We start from the raw sequence: 17659 nt of genomic DNA, 5'->3' as shown, positions 1-17659 counted from the left end.
CCCGCCGTACGCGACTGCGGGCACGTGCCCATTCCGCCTACGCGGCACCGGGGAACCCGCTCACTCGCGCGGGCGGCACAGGCCACGCAACCGCGGGCAATCGTGCCGCCAGGGGCGATGGGGGTCCCCCCGCTCGAGCGAAGCCGAGAGTGGGGGAGGGTGGGCGCGGCGGCGCCCCGTCAGCGCCGGGTCGCGCCACCCACCCCCGCGTCACGTCACCTCAGAGAAACGCCAGCTGGACGACCCAGAACGACAGCGCGGCGACCACCGCAGCCGCCGGCATCGTGATGAACCACCCCAGGATGATGTTCTTCGCGACACCCCACCGCACGGCGTTCACCCGCTTCGTCGCCCCGACCCCCATGATCGCCGACGTGATCACATGCGTCGTCGAGATCGGCGCGTGGAAGAGGAACGCCGTCGTGAACATGATCGACGCACCGGTCGTCTCCGCCGCGAACCCCTGCGGCGGGTCGAGCTCGATGATCTTCCGGCCCAGCGTCCGCATGATCCGCCAGCCACCGGCGTACGTCCCCAGCGACAGCATCAGCGCGCAGACGATCTTCACCCAGATCGGGATCGGGTCGCCGTAGTCCTCGACGTCGGCGATGACCAGCGCCATCACCACGATGCCCATCGTCTTCTGCGCGTCCTGGAGGCCGTGGCCGAGGGCCATGCCCGCCGCCGACACCGTCTGCGCGATACGGAAACCGCGCTTCGCCTTGTGCGGGTTGGACCGCCGGAACAGCCACATGATCGCGGTCATGACCAGATAGCCGATGACCAGGCCGACCACCGGCGAGATGAACATGGGCAGGATGATCTTGTCGACGACCCCGCCCCAGTACACAGTGGTGCCGCCGGCCAGCGCCGCGCCCACCATGCCGCCGAACAGCGCGTGCGAGGAGGACGAGGGCAGGCCGAAGTACCAGGTGACGAGGTTCCAGACGATCGCGCCGATCAGCGCGGCGAAGAGGATGCCCATCCCCGTCGAGCCCTCGGGCGTCTCGATCAGGCCCTCGCTGACGGTCTTGGCGACCCCGGAACCGAGGAACGCGCCGGCGAGGTTCATCACGGCCGCCATCGCGAGCGCGGCGCGGGGCGTCAGCGCCCGCGTCGACACCGACGTGGCGATCGCGTTGGCCGAGTCGTGGAAGCCGTTGGTGTAGGTGAAGAAGAGCGCGACCGCGACGGTCACGATCAGAGCGAAGGTGTCCATGGCGTGCGCTCAGGACTCCTTGACCGCGATGGTCTCCACCGTGTTCGCCACGTGCTCGAATGCGTCGGCCGCCTCTTCCAGGACGTCCACGATCTGCTTCAGCTTCAGCACCTCGATCGCGTCGTACTTGCCGTTGAAGAGGTGGGCCAGCAGCTTGCGGTGGATCTGGTCGGCCTGGTTCTCCAGCCGGTTGACCTCGATCCAGTACTCGGTGAGGTTGTCCATCGTGCGCAGGTTCGGCATGGCCTCGGCGGTCAGCTCGGCGGCCCGGGCCAGCACCTCGATCTGCTGCTCGACGCCCTTGGGCAGTTCCTCCACGTTGTAGAGGACGACGAGGTCGACGGCCTCCTCCATGAAGTCCATGATGTCGTCGAGGGACGACGCGAGGGTGTAGATGTCCTCACGGTCGAACGGCGTGATGAACGAGGAGTTCAGCTGGTGGAAGATCGCGTGCGTCGCATCGTCACCGGCGTGTTCCGCGGCCCGCATACGCTCTGCGATCTCGGCCCGGGCGGATGCGTCCGCCCCGAGCAGTTCCATCAGGAGTTTCGAGCCCGTGACGATGTTGTCCGCGGACGCGGCAAACATGTCATAGAAGCTCGTCTCCCTGGGGGTCAGACGAAAGCGCACGTGGGGTCCTCGGTATGCATCGGTTTCGGTCAGGCTGATGCTAGGCGCATCATCCGGCCACGGCTAACGGGCCGTCCCCCAGTGTCGCCCATCAGGCACAGTGATGAGCAGGGGGGCGACCCGGGGCCTGTTTCCGGACGTCGCGCACCGCATGGGCCAAGGGCCCCATACCCAGGGAAATTCGTTACCATATACCCACCAGGGGTATATGACGGCGATCTGTCTCACAGGAGGACGCGATGACGACCACACAGGCCGGTGCCGGAGCGCCCTCCGCCGAGGCGGAAGAGGCGGAAACGGACATCGTGACCGACCACGACCGCGGGGTGCACGGCTACCACCATCAGAAGGACGAGCACCTGAAGCGGCTGCGCCGCATCGAGGGGCAGATCCGCGGCCTGCAGCGCATGGTCGACGAGGACGTCTACTGCATCGACATACTCACCCAGGTCTCCGCCTCCACCAAGGCCCTCCAGTCCTTCGCCCTCCAGCTCCTGGAGGAGCACCTGCGCCACTGCGTCGCGGACGCGGCCCTCAAGGGCGGCGCCGAGATCGACGCCAAGGTGGAGGAGGCCACGAAGGCGATCGGGCGGCTGCTGCGGACCTGAGGGTCAGCGCCCGGCGGCCCGCCTGGCGCGTTCTCGCTCCTCGGCCACCCGCAGCACCTCGTCGATGCTCTCCAGGCTGAGCCGTTCCCTGGCCGCCGACGCCGCGATGATCAGGTCTCCGCACAGTTCGATCTCGGCGAGGGCCACGTGGTCCTGAACCGCCGTACCGCCGACCGGAGCCACGCGCATCACCTCGTCCCTGCCAGTACCGGATTCCTAGAGTAGGGAGCGCTCTACGCACCGCGCATGGCACGGACGGGCTAGTCCTCCTTGACAGCGGGCTCCTCGGCGATCTTGCCGGCGTAGATGTCGTCCTCGTCCGGCAGCCGTACGGTGACGGGGACGCCGAAGTCGTACAGCAGCGTCGTCGAGGCCACCGCGACGGTGCCTTCCCGCTGCCCGTTGACGAAACCGAACCGGTGCCGGACCTTGCGGACGCGGCCCCGGTCGTCGAGGTAGGCGTCGAACGGCACCTGGACGGTGGCGAACCCTTTCGCCGCCGCGCGCAGCGAGGTGCGGGCGCTGCCCCCGGTGCGCTCGGCGGCCCGCGCCAGGTCGGCGGTCCCCCGGTAGTGGTGCACCGGGGTTCCGGCGACCGCCGTCCGCCCGAGGTACTCCGCCTCGTGGGTGCCGCGCAGCACCTCCGCGGCGGCGAGCGGATCGGTGGCGCCGCCGGTCACCAGATTGCCGTCGGACAGGCTCGCGGTCTCCACCCGGACCCATTTGCCGGCGGGGACGCCGGCGCCCCGGTTCTTCATGAAGAGCGCGCCGGGGACCAGCAGTTCGGTGATGGGCCGGCGGTCGCTGGTGCCCGCCGCGTCCTGCGGCAGCCGTACCCTCAGCCGCCCGCGCCGCCCGGCGAAGTCGTAGACGCCCTCGCCCCGGATGGTGACCCGGGTGCCGCCGCTGGCCATCTGCATCGACGTGCGCGCCTTGGCGCTGCCGGACTCGGTCAGCCGGTCGGCCGCGCCGCGCAGGGTGCGGACCGGGTCGCCGAAGCGGGCCTCGGGCGCGACGGCGGCGGTGTCGGAGCAGCCGCCGGCGCCCAGCCCGACGCAGGCCACGACGCCCGCCACGGCACCTGCCGTGCCCAGTCGCCGCTGCTGCCGTCCCTGCCTCCTGGCCATCGCCTGCCTACCCCCGTCCCGGGCCGCCCGTCACGCGGGTTAACGACGTGCGGGTGACCCCGGTAACGTGGTCGCCGTGGCACAGCAGGACGGCCTTGACGCCCCCCGGGACCTCCCGGACCTTCCCGATTCCACGGAACACCGGACGACCACGGTCGAACAGGGACCCTTCTGTTCGGCCCGCTGCTCCTGCGGCTGGCGCGGACCGGCCCGCCGGGCGAGAAGCCTGGCGCGGACGGACGCCAGCGATCACATCGGTTCCTGAACGGCCGGATCACGTCCCCGGGGGAACCTCCGTCTCCTCCTCCCCGTCTCGCTCCACGAGCCCCCAGGGGATCGAGGAGACCGAGGAGACCGAGGACCCATGGACCGGCGTACTTTCCTCGGCGGCGCCGCGGCCGCCGGCCTCACGGTGACGACGACGGCCGCGTGCGACACCGACGGCAACGGCAACGGCAACGGGAACGGGACCGGCAGTGGATCGGGCAGCGGCAAGAACAGCGGTCCCTCCGCCACGGCCTCCCCGACGCGCGGCTCCGCCCCCGCCGACTGGACCGCCCTCGCCCGCTCCCTCGACGGCACCCTCGTCCGGCCCGGTGACGCCGACTGGGAACCCGCGCGGCAGCTGTACAACACCCGCTTCGACAGCCTGCGGCCCGCCGCCGTCGCCTACGCCGCCCACGCCGACGACATCCGCACCGCCCTGGCGTACGCCCGCGCCCACGGGGTCCGCCCGGCGATCCGGGGCGGCGGCCACTCCTACGCGGGCTGGTCCTCCGGCGACGACCGTCTGATCATCGACGTCGCGGAGCTGAACGGCGTCCGCGCCTCGGGCGGCGAGGCCGTCGTCGGCGCCGGCGCCCGGCTGATCGACGTGTACCGCGCGCTGTCCGCCCAGGGCGTCACCGTCCCCGCCGGTTCCTGTCCCACCGTCGGCATCGGCGGCCTCGCCCTCGGCGGCGGCCACGGCGTCGTCTCCCGCGCCTACGGCCTGACCTGCGACAGCCTGACCGGCGCCACCCTGATCACGGCCGCCGGCGAGCAGCTCACCGCCGACGCCGACGAGCACCCCGACCTGTTCTGGGCGCTGCGCGGCGCGGGCAACGGCAACTTCGGCGTCGTGACGGAGCTGCGCTTCCGTACGCACGCCGCGCCCCAGGGCGTCACCGCGTATCTGACCTGGCCCTGGGCGAGGGCCGCGGAGGTGGTCGGCGCCTGGCAGGAGTGGGGGCCGGACCAGCCCGACGAGATCTGGTCGTCCCTGCACCTGGAGAGCGCGGACGGCGCCACCCCCACCGTCGCCGTCTCCGCCTTCTCGCTGGGCACCTACGGCGAACTCCAGAACGCCGTCGACCGCCTCGCCGACCGGATCGGCACCCCGGCGAGCGGTGTCTCCCTGAACCGGCACACGTACGAGGAGACGATGGAGGCGTACGCCGGCTGCGCGTCCTTCGCCTCCGACGCCCGGTGCCACCTGCCCGGCACGGTCCCGGGCCGATCCCCGGAGGGGGCCCTGGGGCGGGAGACGTACGCGGCCCGCTCGGACTTCTTCGAGCGCTCGCTGTCGGCGGCCGGGATCGACACCCTGCTCTCCCAGGTGCGCTCGGTGCGCGGCGGCACCGGCACCGTCGCGTTCACCGCGCTCGGCGGGGCGGTCAACCGGGTCTCCCCGACGGCCACCGCCTTCGTGCACCGCCGTTCCCGGACGCTCGCCCAGTACCTGGTCTCCTGGCCGGCCGGCGAGAGCGGCGCCGCCGGCCGGTCCTGGCTGGCCGCCGCCCACACCGCCCTGCGGCCGCACGCCTCGGGAGCCGCCTACCAGAACTACCCCGACCCGGATCTGACGGACTGGCGGACGGCGTACTACGGGGACGCCGCGCCCCGGCTGGCGAAGGTGAAGCGGCGGTACGACCCGGACCGCCTGTTCACCTGGCCGCAGGCCCTGTGACCGTCAGGCCGCCAGGTCCCGCTCGCCCGTCTCCGCGGACTCCCGCTCCGTGCGCGCGCCGGGGATCACGGCGTCCCGTGTCCCGGACGCGGATCGCCCCCGTGCGCTGATCAGCCACCCCACGCGCGGGGAGCGCCCGATGGCCCGGGCCAGCGGGGTCAGCAGGGCCATGGCCACCGGCGAGAGCAGCAGGGCCACCGCGGTGCCGAGCGCGAAGCCGCCGATGACGTCGGTCGGGTAGTGCACGCCCATGTAGACCCGGCAGAACCCGCCGAGCAGCGCCAGCACGATCGCGACGACGCCGAACTTGCGGCGGGCGACGAACAGGGCGACGGCCATCGCCATGACGAGGGTGGCGTGGTCGCTGACGAAGGAGAAGTCGTTCTTGCCGTCGACGAGGACTTCCAGGCCCTGGTGGTCCTTGAACGGCCGGGGCCGCTCCACGAAGCCCCGGATCGGCACGTTGACCAGCACGGCTATGCCGGCCGCGAGCGGCGCCCAGACCAGCGCGGCCACCGCGGGGGCCGCGTCCTCGCCGCCCCGCCGCCGTACGCCCCACCAGCACCACAGCACGAGCCCGAGGATGGCGAAGAGCAGCCCGTACTCACCGGTGAACTCCATGACCCGGTCGAACCAGTGCGGCGCGTCCTTGGCCAGGCCGTTGATGTCGTAGAGCAGGTCGACGTCGGGGTTCGACCCGGAATCGGCGAGTCCAGCCATAGTGCTGCGGCCCCTTCGTCATGTTCTCCGGCACGTCTTTTGCGCGCGCCTCTCCTGCCACCCCCGTGGTGGTAGATCCGCTGGGCGTCCGCCGGCTCGCACATCTACGCCAACAGGAACGCACGGCCCTCGGCGTTCCGTTCCACAATCCACGAAATGATCACGGAGACGTTATCGAAGAGAGATGCATCGCCGCAGCTCAGGGGAAGGGTTCACGGTCCGTTCAGGCGTTTCCGGGGAGCGCTTTCGCGCCATCCTCGGTCACCCGGGTGGCCCCGAAGTAGTCCGGGGTGTCGATCGGGTCGAACCGGATCACGGCACCCGTATACGGCGCGTTGATCATCTGTCCGCCACCGACATAGATCCCGACATGCCGGATGGCCCGGGAATTGGTCAGGTCGTCCGAGAAGAACACCAGATCGCCGGGGAGCAGCTCGTCCCGGGAGGGGTGCGGTCCGGCGTTGTACTGGTCGTTGGCGACGCGCGGCAGCGTGATCCCGACCGACTCGTACGCGGCCTTGGTCAGACCCGAGCAGTCGAAGCGTCCGCCCTGGTCAGCGGTGCCGTTGCCGCCCCAGAGGTAGGGCGTGCCGAGCTTGTCCTGGGCATAGGTGATGGCTCCGGCGGCCTGCTCGGAGGGGTCGACCCGGGTCTCGGGCGCGGCGAAGCTCTCCGCGAGCGTCGTGATCGTCTTGACGTAGTTCTGCGTCTCCGCGTACGGCGGCACGCCCTGGTACCGGATCACCGCGTCAGGGCCGGCGTTGTAGGCGGCCAGCATGTTTTCGGTCAAATTCCCGGGAACGCTCTTCACGTACGACGCGAGGGAGCAGTCGTAGGCGGCGGCCGACGGGATCGCGTCGGCCGGGTCCCACACGTCCCGGTCCCCGTCGCCGTCCCCGTCGACGCCGTGCGTCGCCCACGTGCCGGGGATGAACTGCGCTATCCCCTGCGCCGCCGCCGCGCTCTGCGCCTTGGGATCGAAGCCGCTCTCCTGATAGAGCTGCGCGGCCAGCAGGGCCGGGTTGATCGCCGCGCAGGACCGGCCCGCCTTGGCCACCAACGCCTCGTACGCGGCGGGCACCGCCCCCTTGGCCAGATTCTTGGCCCCGCCGCTCACGCCGCCCGCCAGGCTCCCGGCGGCCATGTACACGCCGACGACGAGCAGCATGACGAAGCCCATACCGAGCCCGACCGCCGCGCCACCGATCACCCACACTTTTCGCACGGCCCAACCTTGCCCCATACAGGCGCTGTTCAGCACTCTTTCCGGCAAGAGTGGCGTTATTCGGCCGCGAACCGGCCGACCTGACGTCTTGACAGTCCCGCGACGACCCCTCCTCCGCGCCGAAGCCGCTCACACAACAGAGGTAGCCTTCGCCCACGGAACGAGTGAACCCGCTCACCCACTCGCCCGACGGCCCGGCCACCCCTCGGACCTGACGAACCGTAGAAGTGCCCAACGACGAAACCACACGACAGGTTCCGCTTCAGCATGATTGCCCCGCGTGACCTGCCGTGATACACAGAGTGACCATGTGACTGCTCGCCCCCGGACTCCACGCCTCCCTGAGCGCCCGGCGTGAACCGGTGGCAAGCTGTTCGTACAAAACCCGCCAATCAATGACGCCAAGTCGACATACGACGGCGGCATTGTCGGCGACAATGAGGCTTGACCTCTGCACGACCGCAGAGGATGCGGAACTACCCACCAGGGGCGGTGACTTACATGTTCTTTGCGGCCGACAAGGGAGACATCAACACCATCATCGGCGGGATCGCTCCCGACTGGGGCCCCTTCGGGGCGCTGGGGACCGAGGCGAAGACGATGGTCCAGGTCGTCATGGCGGTCGCCATCCTGCTCTGTCTCGGCATCGCCATCTGGGGCGCCGCCAAGCAGCGCATCGGCGCCACCGCACTCCGTGACACCTTCAGCGCCGAGCAGGGCAAGGGCCTCATCATCGCCGGCCTGACGGGCGTCTTCATCATCGGATCGCTCGGCACGCTCTTCACCATCGTCTACGGCATGGCCGTGTAGCCGGCCGCCGTCCGACAGCCCGCCGGTCCGCGGGCACGCCGGCCTCCTGTTCCCTTCCTCCCCATCCACCACCCGCCCGTCGTGCCCCCCGGCTGAGGTTGCGTCACCCTGATGTCGAGTCACCACACCGCGCCCGCGCGGGAACCAGTGCGGCTACCGTCGTACTACTACGGCACGGGGTACGGGCACCCGGTTCCGCACGACGTCGAGGGGGCGTACGCGGCATGAGTCTCGGAGACGAGCACCAGTCCTCCGGCGGTTACGGCGGCACCCGCACCCGCCTGCCCGAAGGCGACGCCGACCCGTACGGCTCCCCGCGCAGAGGCGGCCGGTCCTCCTCCCGGAGCCTGGTCACGGTGGTCGGCGTGGTGGTCGTCCTGATCGCCGCGATCGCCTTCGCGAACCGTGGAGGAGACGATTCCGCGACCTCCGCGGAATCCGCCGACAAGCCCTCGGCCGCGGCCACCGCTCCCACCGGGAAGCAGCCGGTCCGGTCGGGTTTCGCCCACGACGAACAGGGCGCGCAGAGCGCCGCCGCCAACTACGCGGTCACCCTCGGCTCGACCGGCATGTTCACCAAGGACACCCGGCACGAGATCGTCGACGCCCTGTACACACGGGACGCGGCGGCCGCGCTGAAGGCGCCGATGGACGCGGCGTACTCGGCCGGCTTCCTCGCCAGGCTGGGGCTGAACGCCGACGGCGAGGCGCCGAAGGGGAGCACGTTCGTCTCCCGCGTCACGCCGCTGGGCACCTCCGTCGAGAAGTACGGCGACGGCGACGCCCGGGTCGCCGTCTGGTACATGGGGCTGCTCGGGACCTCGGCGGAGAAGACCACCAACCCCATCACCTCGTCGTGGAAGACCTGGACCTTCGACCTGCGCTGGACGGACGGCGACTGGAAGATCGTCAAGGACACGCAGAAGGACGGCCCCGCCCCGGTCCCCGGTGACGACAGGGCCGCCACGTCCGAAGAGATCAGCAAGGCCATCGAGGAGTACGGAGGGTTCACGTATGCCCGGTAACCCGCGTCGTGCGCTCACGCTGGCCGGAGCGCTGACGGCCGTACAGACCGCGGTCGTCCTGCTGGCGACCCGCGCCGCCGCCGCGCCCACGCCCGATCCGTCCGGCAGTCCCTCGGCATCCCCGTCGCCGTCGTCGTCGTTCGACTGCAGCAACATCGTCGGCGACGCCAAGGACTACTGCGAGCAGGGCAACGGAACCTCCGACGGCTCCCCCTCCCTCGACGTCAGCACCACCGCCGACCCCCTCTCCTCCCTCGCCAAGGGCTGCGCCGAAGCCGCCGCCTGGACCGTCGACAAACTCAGCGAGGCCGTGAAGGACACCGCCAACGTCGACTTCACCAACCCCAAGTTCCTCCAGCAGTACGCCGTCGTCTTCGCCGCCTCGACCATCCTCACCCTGGTCCTGTGGCTGCTGGCGGTCGCCAAGCGCGCCGTGCGCGGCGTCCCGCTGACCACCGCCCTGTCCGAGGCGGTCGGCTTCCTGTGGCTGACCGTCCTCGCCTCGGCCTTCACGCCGCTGATCCTCTACACGGTCGTCTCGGCCACCGACGGCGTCACGGAGGTGCTCGCCCAGGCCACCGGCGACCAGACGGACACGTTCTTCGGCACCTTCTCCGGAGCCCTGGAGAAGGGCGAGGACATCGGCGGCGGCCCGATCATGCTGATCGTGGTCTCCCTGGTGTCGATCCTCGCCGCCGGCGTCCTCTGGCTGGAACTGGTCATCCGGGCCGCCCTGCTCTACGTGGGCGCCCTGCTCGGCACCGTCGTCTACGCCGGCCTCGTCGACAAGAACCTGTGGGGCCACGTCCGCCGCTGGGCCGGGATCATGATCGCCGTGATCCTGGTCAAGCCGGTCATCGTCATCGTCCTCGGCCTGGCCGGCGCGCTCTCCGCCGACGACGGGCCGGACGCCTTCTCCGCCGTCGTCTCCGGCCTCGCCATCATCCTGCTGGCCATCTTCGCCTCCGCGATGATCTACCGCTTCGTCCCCGGCTTCGGCGACGAGATCGCCGGCTCCCGCAACAACCGCCTGATGCGCGGCGCCGAGAACAAGGCCGCCGCCGTCATCAGCTCCCCGGCCAACCTCGTCGCCCAGGGCATCAGAACCCACAGCACCCGCAACAACGGCGACGGCGGAGGCGGCGGCCAGTCCGCCTCCGGCCCCCGACCCGCCAACCCCGCCTCCGGCGGCGTCGCCGCGCACAGCACCCGCGCCTCGAACGGCGGCGGCGGAACTGTCCCCTCCGCCGCACCCGCGCCGCGCTCCGGCAGCCCGCTGAACAGCCCTCACTCCAGCAACACCCGCAACAGCAAGAGCACAGGAGGTGACGGGCGTTGACGACCGAGTCCCACGTGTCCCATCCGGTCACGCCCCGCCGTACGTATCTGATCGGCCGCGCCCGGCCGAACGCGATCGTCGGCCGCAACCGCGAGACCGGCGAGATCGCGCTGATCGTCGTCGGCGCCTTCCTCGGCATGATGTGCGGGCTGCTCGTCCCCGTCCTCTCCCTGCGCATCGTGCTGCTCGCCGGCTTCCCGATGCTCGCGCTGGCCGCGGTCTACGTGCCGTACAAGCACCGCACGTTCTACAAGTGGTTCGAGATCAACCGCAGCTACAAGCGGACCCTGCGCAAGGGCACGACGTACCGTTCCGGCGCCGTCGAGGCCGGCACCCGCCTCGACGGCCGCGAGGTCGAGATCGGCCCGCCCCCCGGCATCGGCCGCATCACCTGGCTCGCCGCCCCCTTCGGCCCTGACGAGATCGCCGTACTGCTGCACGCCGACCGCAAGACGGTCACCGCCGCCATCGAGATCGAGGGCCCCGGCGTCGGCCTGCGCGACTCCGAGGACCAGGAGGCCCTGGTCGACCGCTTCGGCACGCTGCTCAAGCACGTGGCCAACGGCGACGGCTTCGTCACCCGCCTCCAGATGCTCGCCCGCACCCTGCCCGCCGACCCCGACGCGCACGCCAAGGACGTCGCCCAGCGCGGCGACGACAAGGCCCTGCCCTGGCTCCAGCAGTCCTACGACCAGCTGCAGTCGATGGTGTCCACCAGCAGCGAGCAGCACCGCGCCTACCTCGTCGCCTGCATGCACTACACCCGCGAGCTGGCCGCCGAGGCGCACGCCATGGCCCGCGCCGTCCGCCCCCAGGGCGGCCGCAAGCTGGACCGCGACGCCGGTCTCGCCGTCGTCATGGCCCGCGAGCTGACCGACATCTGCTCGCGCCTCCAGGAGGCCGACATCCGCGTCCGCCAGCCCCTCGGGCAGGGCCGGCTCGCCTCCCTCATCCACTCCATGTACGACCCGGACCACCCCATCGACCACATCCAGGCGATGACCCAGCGCAACGCCTGGCCGGCCGAGCTGGACGCCATGGAGCCCACGTTCCTCCAGGCCAAGACCCGCGAGTCGGCCACCCGCGCCCCCTGGTGCCACGCCACCGCCTGGGTGAAGGAGTGGCCGATGACCCCCGTCGGCGTCAACTTCCTCGCGCCCCTCCTGGTCCACACCCCGGACGTCATCCGCACGGTCGCCGTCACCATGGACCTCGAACCCACCGAGGTCGCCATCGAGCGCATGCTGACCGAGAAGACCAACGACGTGGCCGAGCAGTCCCGCGCCGCCAAGATGAACCGCACGGTCGACCCGCGCGACATGGCCGCCCACGACCGCCTCGACCAGCGCGGCGAGGACCTCGCCAGCGGCGCCGCCGGCGTCAACCTGGTCGGCTACATCACCGTCTCCTCACGCAACCCCGAGGCCCTCGCCCGCGACAAGCGGACGATCAGGGCGTCGGCCGGCAAGTCGTACCTGAAACTGGAGTGGTGCGACCGAGAGCACCATCGCGCCTTCGTGAACACGCTTCCGTTCGCCACCGGCATCCGAAGGTAGGGGCTGAGCCTGATGCGGGATCCGCTGACCGTCCTCACCGAAGCCTTCACGTCCTTCCTCTTCGGGAAGGTCGAGACGACCCGCCTCCCCGTCCGCACCTCCACGGGCCAGGCCCAGGCCGTCTACCTCCCCACCGCGGCCCCCGGCCTCGGCGACTCCGGCGTGATCATCGGCCGCGAGGTCTACTCCGGCAAGGGGTACATCTACGACCCCTTCCAGCTCTACGGCCAGCAGCTCCCGGCCCCGCACTGGCTGGTCCTCGGCGAGTCCGGCAACGGCAAGTCGGCGCTGGAGAAGACCTACGTCCTGCGTCAGCTCCGCTTCAAGGACCGCCAGGTCGTCGTCCTGGACGCCCAGGGCGAGGACGGCGCCGGCGAATGGAACCTCATCGCCCAGGAGCTGGGCATAACTCCCATCCGCCTGGACCCGATGGCCGCGCTCGACCAGGGCATCCGGCTCAACCCCCTCGACCCCGCGATCACCACCACGGGCCAGCTGGCGCTGCTCCGCACGATCATCGAGGTCGCGATGGGCCACGGCCTGGACGAACGCTCCGGCTTCGCCCTCAAGGTCGCCCACGCCTACGTCAACGAGACGATCGTCGAACGCCAGCCGGTCCTCTCCGACATCGTCGAGCAACTGCGCCACCCCGAGCCCGAGTCCGCCGAGGCGATGAACGTCGCCATAGACGACGTACGCGCCTGGGGCCTGGACGTCGCCCTGGTCCTGGACCGCCTGGTCGACGGCGACCTGCGCGGCATGTTCGACGGCCCGACGACCGTCGGCATCGACCTCGACGCCCCGCTGATCGTCTTCGACCTCTCCCACATCGACCGCAACTCCATCGCCATGCCGATCCTGATGGCGATCGTCGGCGTGTGGCTGGAGCACACCTGGATCCGCCCCGACCGCAAGAAGCGCATCTTCCTGGTCGAAGAGGCCTGGCACATCATCAACAGCCCGTTCGTCGCGCAGCTCTTCCAGCGCCTGCTGAAGTTCGGCCGGCGGCTCGGCCTGTCCTTCGTGGCGGTCGTCCACCACCTCTCCGACGTGGTCGACGGCGCGGCGGCGAAGGAGGCGGCGGCGATCCTGAAGATGGCGTCGACGAGGACCATCTACGCCCAGAAGGCCGACGAGGCCCGCGCCACCGGCCGCGTCCTGGGCCTCCCCCGCTGGGCCGTGGAGATCATCCCGACCCTCACCCCCGGCATCGCCGTCTGGGACGTCAACGGCAACGTCCAGGTCGTCAAACACCTGGTCACCGAGACCGAACGCCCCCTGGTCTTCACCGACCGCGCGATGACCGAGTCCTCCGCCGACTTCGCCGACGACGCCCTGCGCGCCGCCGAACTGGAGGCCGAGGAGCGGGCGGCGGCCTTCGTGGAACAGCACCTCGGCGACTCGTCCGAATCGACGGTCGCCTAGCGGGAGGGACCGATGAGACCCGACGACCGACGGCCCGGCGGCCACAGCGGCGGCATCCCCGACGGCCTGCTGCTCGGCATCCTCGGCTTCCTCCTCGGCATGACCGTCCTGGTGTGGACGGCGACGGGCCTGTCCGCCCTGTTCGCCCACGGCGCCTGGCCGCACGGCCTGTCGTTCACCCGCACCCCCCTGGCCATGCGCCACCTGATCACCCACCCCGACGACCTCCCCGGCGCCTGGTCCGACGTCCCCGCCACCGACCTCTCCGGCCACGGCCTCTTCTGGGGCCTGTTCATCGGCCAGCTGATGATCCTGGTGGTGCTGACGGTCTTCGTCCTGGGCACGCTGGCGAGGTGGAAGGCGGTACGGCAGCGGCGCCGCGAGACACCGCCACCGCCCCCGCCCCACGAGGTCCCGCTCCCGAGGACACCGCACCAGCAGACGCCGGCCGCGCCGGAGGAGCCCCCCACCTCCGCGGCGGAAGGCAAACGGGTGGGCGGATGGGAGAACCCCCGCGCCGAAGGCACGGTCCACTACGCGCCCAGAGCCACCCACCACACCACCGCGACCGAAACCCTCACCGACGCGGAGGGCCCCGTCCTCGTCCTCACCTCGTCTCCCGCCCTCTGGCAGGAAACAAAGGACGCCCGAGCCAAACTCGGCCCCGTCCACCTCTACGACCCCACCCACCGCTGCGACACCCCGTCCCGCCTGCACTGGTCCCCCACCACCGGCTGCGAGGACAAGAAGACAGCCACCGCCCGCGCCACCGCTCTCCTCGCCCCCGTACGCCCCACCGCCCGCCTGGACCAGGCGATCACGGACACCGCGGAAACCCTCCTCCGCAGCTACCTCCACGCCGCCGCCGTGGACGCCCGCACCGTCCGCCACGTCCACCGCTGGTCCCAGGGCAGCCAGGTCCAGGACGCCGTCCGCATCCTCCGTACGAACCCGAAGGCCGCCCCCGGCACCGCCGGCGAGCTCGAAGCCGCGCTCACCGCGCACCCCGACCGCCGCGACATGGCCCACCAGTTGACCAACCGTGCCCTGGCCGCCCTCTCCACGCTCAACATCCGCGAGAGCTGCACTCCACACCGAACCGACACGCTCGCCCTGGATTCCTTCATCCACGAAGGGGGAACCCTTTACGTGGTAGGTGAACCCATCGAGGACCCCAGGACGGCCCCCGGGGCCATGCCCCTCCTGACGGCCCTCGTCTCCAGCGTGGTCGAGCACGGCCGGCGCATGGCCGAACGGTCATCCTCCGGTCGGCTCGACCCACCACTGACGCTCGTCCTCGACGACGTCGCCGCGGTGGCTCCGCTTCCCCAACTACCGGAGCTGCTCGCCACCGGGGCGGACCGGGGCCTGCCGACCCTGGCCCTGCTCCGGTCCCGCGAACAGGCCCGCGCCCGCTGGCCCCACGACGAACTGCCGGTCTGACTCAGCCCCCGTCGAGCACGTACTCCAGTTCGTTCTGCCCGGGAGCACCGGCCAGCGGAATCACCCGCCCGCTCTCCTTGAACCCCAGCTTCCGGTACAGCCCCCGCGCCCGCCCGTTGTCCTCGTTCACGATGAGCCGCATCCGCTCCACCCCACGCCCCCACGCCCACTCCAGCGCGGCGGCGAACAGCGCCTTGGTCAGCCCGCTCCCCCGCCACTCGGGCCGCACGTACACCCCGACGACATGCCCCTGCCGCCGCTCGACGGGAAACCCCGCCCAGTCCGTGGTCCCGGCCTCCTCGATCAGCACGGTCACCGTCCCGAGCCAGGCCCCGCCCGGCCCCTCGGCGATGACCTGCCGCACCCGCTCCGAGCCCTCCGCGCTCCCGGCCGCCCGCTCCTGCCAGAAGGAGTCCGGGCGCTGCACGGCCGCCTCGTACGTGTCCAGGAACGCCAGGTGCGCCACCGGATCCCGCAGCATCCGCAGCGCCAACTCCCGCACGGCCGTCCACTCGTCGGCACGGACGGGCCGGATCACGTAGTCCCCAGGGGGCGAGGCAGTCATGCGGGTCACGGTAATACCCCGGTACTACGTTCCTCATCCCATATACGTCCCCCAGCCGGACGCCCCCGCCCACCGGACTCCGCCACCATGGTGCCGTGACGGATGAACGCCCGGCCGAGCCCCTCACCGAGTACGTCCAGCGGATCAACCGCCGCGTCCGCGCCTTCGACCGGCGCCACCCCTTGGTGTGGGACCTGCTCCTGACCGGCTTCTGGGTGACGGCCGCCCTGATCGACTACGTGGGCGGCGGCTGGCGCACCATCACCCTGAACCCCGACGCCCCCGGCCGGCTCCTCCTCACCCTCAGCCTGGGATTCACCGTCCCCCTGCTCTGGCGCCGCACCCACCCCCGGGCCGTCCTGCTCGCCATGGCCCCCGTCGCGCTCGCCAACGCCTGGAGCGGCGCCGCCCTCCAGGCCGCCCTGCTCCAGCTGGCCCTCGTCTACCACCTCGCCCTCCGCCGCCCCCTCCGCCATCTCTGGTGGGCGACGCTCCTGATCATCGCCCCGACCTTCGTGACGGTGGCCCGCCACGGCGGCGAGAGCACCTGGACCCAACAGCTCGGCTCCCAGCTGACGACCATCGTCACCGCCACCCTGATCGGCATCACGATCCGCACCCGCCGCGACTACACCGAGGCCCTGGAGGACCGCGCCCGCCGCCTGGAGACCGAACGCGACCAGCAGGCCCGGCTCGCCGCCGCCGCCGAACGCGCCCGGATCGCCCGCGAGATGCACGACATCATCGGCCACCACCTGTCCGTCATCACGGGCCTCGCCGACGGCGGCCGGTACGCCGCCGCCAAGTCCCCCGACCGGGCCGCCCAGGCCCTGGACGCCATCGGCACCACGAGCCGCGAGGCCCTCGGCGAACTCCGCCACCTCCTGGACGTCCTCCGCGAGGACGACACGGCCGCCCGAACCGCCGAACTGACCCCCCAGCCCACCCTCACCGACCTCGACCGCCTGATCACCGGCGTCCGCAAGGCCGGCCTCCCGGTCCGTACGACCGTCCACGGCCGCCCCGCCCTCGCCCCGGGCCGCCAACTGGCCCTCTACCGCGTCATCCAGGAATCCCTCACCAACACCCTCAAACACGCCGGCCCCGACGCCACCTCCCACATAGACCTTTCCTACGAGGACGGCGGCGCCGTCACCCTCACCGTCACCGACACCGGCCGCGGCGCCCCGCCCGACGCCGCCGCCGACGGCCGCGGCCTGCCCGGCATGCGCGAGCGAACCGCCCTGTACGGAGGCACACTTGAGGCCGGCCCCCGCCCCGCCCCCGACCACGGCTGGCGCGTCCGTCTGTACCTCCCGGAGGAGAAACCTCAGTGACCACCGTCCTCATCGCCGACGACCAGCCCCTCCAGCGCTTCGGCTTCCGCATGCTGCTGGAGAGCCAGGACGACATGGCGGTCCTCGGCGAGGCGGCCGACGGCACCGAGGCCGTCCGCATGACCACGGAACTCCACCCCGACGTGGTCCTCATGGACGTCCGCATGCCCGGCCTGGACGGCATCGAGGCGACCCGCCGCATCACCACCACCGGCGACCGCACCCGCGTCCTCATCCTCACCACGTTCGACCTGGACGAGTACGCCTACTCCGGTCTCCGCGCCGGCGCCTCCGGCTTCCTGGTCAAGGACGCCCAGCCGGAGGAACTCCTCTCCGGCATCCGGGCGGTGGCCTCCGGCGACGCCGTGGTGGCCCCCAGCCTGACCCGCCGCCTCCTCGACACCTACGTCCACCACCTGCCGGCGCCCACAGCGGCCACCACCACTTCCGACCCCCGCCTGGCACCCCTCACGGACCGCGAACGCGAAATCCTCACCGTCATCGGCCAGGGCTGGACCAACACGGAAATAGCGGCTCGGCTCCACCTGGCGGAATCCACGGTCAAAACCCACGTCGGCCGCATCCTCGCCAAGACCGGCTCAAGAGACCGCGTCCAGGCGGTGATCCTCGCCTACGACACCGGCCTGGTGAACCCGTCCTGAAACGCAGAAAACCCCCGCAC

The 17659-nt window shown here is 71.2% G+C and carries 18 protein-coding genes; 11 read left to right on the top strand and 7 right to left on the bottom strand.

Annotation, left to right across the window (positions count from 1 at the left end; genetic code table 11):
• Window positions 1-220 precede the first annotated feature (220 nt).
• Both J7I94_RS22335 and J7I94_RS22330 read right to left on the bottom strand, forming a co-directional pair.
• On the bottom strand, window positions 221-1219 hold the full coding sequence (locus J7I94_RS22335; protein WP_215169262.1) for an inorganic phosphate transporter: 999 nt from the start codon (window positions 1217-1219) through the stop codon (window positions 221-223).
• 9 nt (window positions 1220-1228) lie between these two features.
• Complete coding sequence (locus J7I94_RS22330) at window positions 1229-1849, bottom strand: DUF47 domain-containing protein (RefSeq protein WP_189421789.1); 621 nt, start codon at window positions 1847-1849, stop codon at window positions 1229-1231.
• A gap of 239 nt (window positions 1850-2088) precedes the next feature.
• On the opposite strand from J7I94_RS22330, the gene J7I94_RS22325 reads away from it, so the two are divergent.
• Window positions 2089-2457, top strand: a complete 369-nt coding sequence (locus tag J7I94_RS22325; RefSeq protein ID WP_215169260.1) for a metal-sensitive transcriptional regulator — start codon at window positions 2089-2091, stop codon at window positions 2455-2457.
• A gap of 3 nt (window positions 2458-2460) precedes the next feature.
• Here J7I94_RS22325 and J7I94_RS22320 read toward each other — a convergent pair whose 3' ends face one another.
• The gene (locus tag J7I94_RS22320) at window positions 2461-2646 is read right to left on the bottom strand and encodes a hypothetical protein (RefSeq protein ID WP_215169258.1); all 186 of its coding nucleotides are present in this window, start codon (window positions 2644-2646) and stop codon (window positions 2461-2463) included.
• A 71-nt stretch (window positions 2647-2717) separates the two neighbouring features.
• The gene (locus tag J7I94_RS22315) at window positions 2718-3584 is read right to left on the bottom strand and encodes a hypothetical protein (protein ID WP_215169256.1); all 867 of its coding nucleotides are present in this window, start codon (window positions 3582-3584) and stop codon (window positions 2718-2720) included.
• A gap of 67 nt (window positions 3585-3651) precedes the next feature.
• Here J7I94_RS22315 and J7I94_RS39360 point away from each other — a divergent pair, with 67 nt between their 5' ends.
• Together J7I94_RS39360 and J7I94_RS22310 are read left to right on the top strand one after the other, a co-directional pair.
• Window positions 3652-3849, top strand: a complete 198-nt coding sequence (locus J7I94_RS39360) for a hypothetical protein (RefSeq protein ID WP_374198411.1) — start codon at window positions 3652-3654, stop codon at window positions 3847-3849.
• A gap of 99 nt (window positions 3850-3948) precedes the next feature.
• Window positions 3949-5532 carry an FAD-binding oxidoreductase gene (locus J7I94_RS22310; protein ID WP_215169254.1) on the top strand — a complete coding sequence of 528 codons (1584 nt, stop codon included), beginning with the start codon at window positions 3949-3951 and terminating at the stop codon, window positions 5530-5532.
• A gap of 3 nt (window positions 5533-5535) precedes the next feature.
• On the opposite strand, the gene J7I94_RS22305 is transcribed toward J7I94_RS22310, so the two are convergent.
• Window positions 5536-6252 carry a phosphatase PAP2 family protein gene (locus J7I94_RS22305; RefSeq protein WP_215169252.1) on the bottom strand — a complete coding sequence of 239 codons (717 nt, stop codon included), beginning with the start codon at window positions 6250-6252 and terminating at the stop codon, window positions 5536-5538.
• Between the two features lie 223 nt (window positions 6253-6475).
• Window positions 6476-7495: a bifunctional lytic transglycosylase/C40 family peptidase gene (locus J7I94_RS22300; protein WP_215169263.1), complete on the bottom strand. Its 1020-nt coding sequence runs from the start codon at window positions 7493-7495 to the stop codon at window positions 6476-6478.
• A 483-nt stretch (window positions 7496-7978) separates the two neighbouring features.
• On the opposite strand from J7I94_RS22300, the gene J7I94_RS22295 reads away from it, so the two are divergent.
• The 6 genes from J7I94_RS22295 to J7I94_RS22270 all read left to right on the top strand — a co-directional run bounded on the left by J7I94_RS22295 (window position 7979) and on the right by J7I94_RS22270 (window position 15075).
• A complete protein-coding gene (locus tag J7I94_RS22295; RefSeq protein WP_215169250.1) occupies window positions 7979-8287 on the top strand; it encodes a hypothetical protein in 309 nt (102 codons plus the stop codon).
• Between the two features lie 224 nt (window positions 8288-8511).
• A complete protein-coding gene (locus tag J7I94_RS22290) occupies window positions 8512-9312 on the top strand; it encodes a hypothetical protein (protein ID WP_215169249.1) in 801 nt (266 codons plus the stop codon).
• Window positions 9302-10651: a hypothetical protein gene (locus J7I94_RS22285; protein ID WP_215169247.1), complete on the top strand. Its 1350-nt coding sequence runs from the start codon at window positions 9302-9304 to the stop codon at window positions 10649-10651. Before J7I94_RS22290 ends, J7I94_RS22285 begins: the two co-directional genes overlap by 11 nt.
• Entirely contained in the window at window positions 10648-12207 is a 1560-nt protein-coding gene (locus J7I94_RS22280; protein WP_215169245.1) for an SCO6880 family protein, read from the top strand. Before J7I94_RS22285 ends, J7I94_RS22280 begins: the two co-directional genes overlap by 4 nt.
• A 12-nt stretch (window positions 12208-12219) precedes the next feature.
• Window positions 12220-13632, top strand: a complete 1413-nt coding sequence (locus J7I94_RS22275; protein ID WP_215169243.1) for an ATP-binding protein — start codon at window positions 12220-12222, stop codon at window positions 13630-13632.
• Between the two features lie 12 nt (window positions 13633-13644).
• Window positions 13645-15075 carry a type IV secretory system conjugative DNA transfer family protein gene (locus tag J7I94_RS22270; RefSeq protein ID WP_215169241.1) on the top strand — a complete coding sequence of 477 codons (1431 nt, stop codon included), beginning with the start codon at window positions 13645-13647 and terminating at the stop codon, window positions 15073-15075.
• A gap of 1 nt (window position 15076) precedes the next feature.
• Here J7I94_RS22270 and J7I94_RS22265 read toward each other — a convergent pair whose 3' ends face one another.
• Entirely contained in the window at window positions 15077-15640 is a 564-nt protein-coding gene (locus J7I94_RS22265) for a GNAT family N-acetyltransferase (RefSeq protein WP_215169239.1), read from the bottom strand.
• A gap of 95 nt (window positions 15641-15735) precedes the next feature.
• Here J7I94_RS22265 and J7I94_RS39025 point away from each other — a divergent pair, with 95 nt between their 5' ends.
• The gene (locus tag J7I94_RS39025) at window positions 15736-16977 is read left to right on the top strand and encodes a histidine kinase (protein ID WP_215169237.1); all 1242 of its coding nucleotides are present in this window, start codon (window positions 15736-15738) and stop codon (window positions 16975-16977) included.
• The gene (locus tag J7I94_RS22255) at window positions 16974-17639 is read left to right on the top strand and encodes a response regulator transcription factor (RefSeq protein WP_215169235.1); all 666 of its coding nucleotides are present in this window, start codon (window positions 16974-16976) and stop codon (window positions 17637-17639) included. The genes J7I94_RS39025 and J7I94_RS22255 overlap by 4 nt, the downstream gene beginning before the upstream one ends.
• The last annotated feature ends 20 nt before the right edge of the window (window positions 17640-17659 follow it).

The sequence above is a fragment of the Streptomyces sp. ISL-12 genome, from assembly GCF_018614415.1.
Classification (GTDB): Bacteria; Actinomycetota; Actinomycetes; order Streptomycetales; family Streptomycetaceae; genus Streptomyces.
Note: the sequence above shows the minus strand (reverse complement) of the source record. Positions and strands in the feature narration are given on the sequence as shown.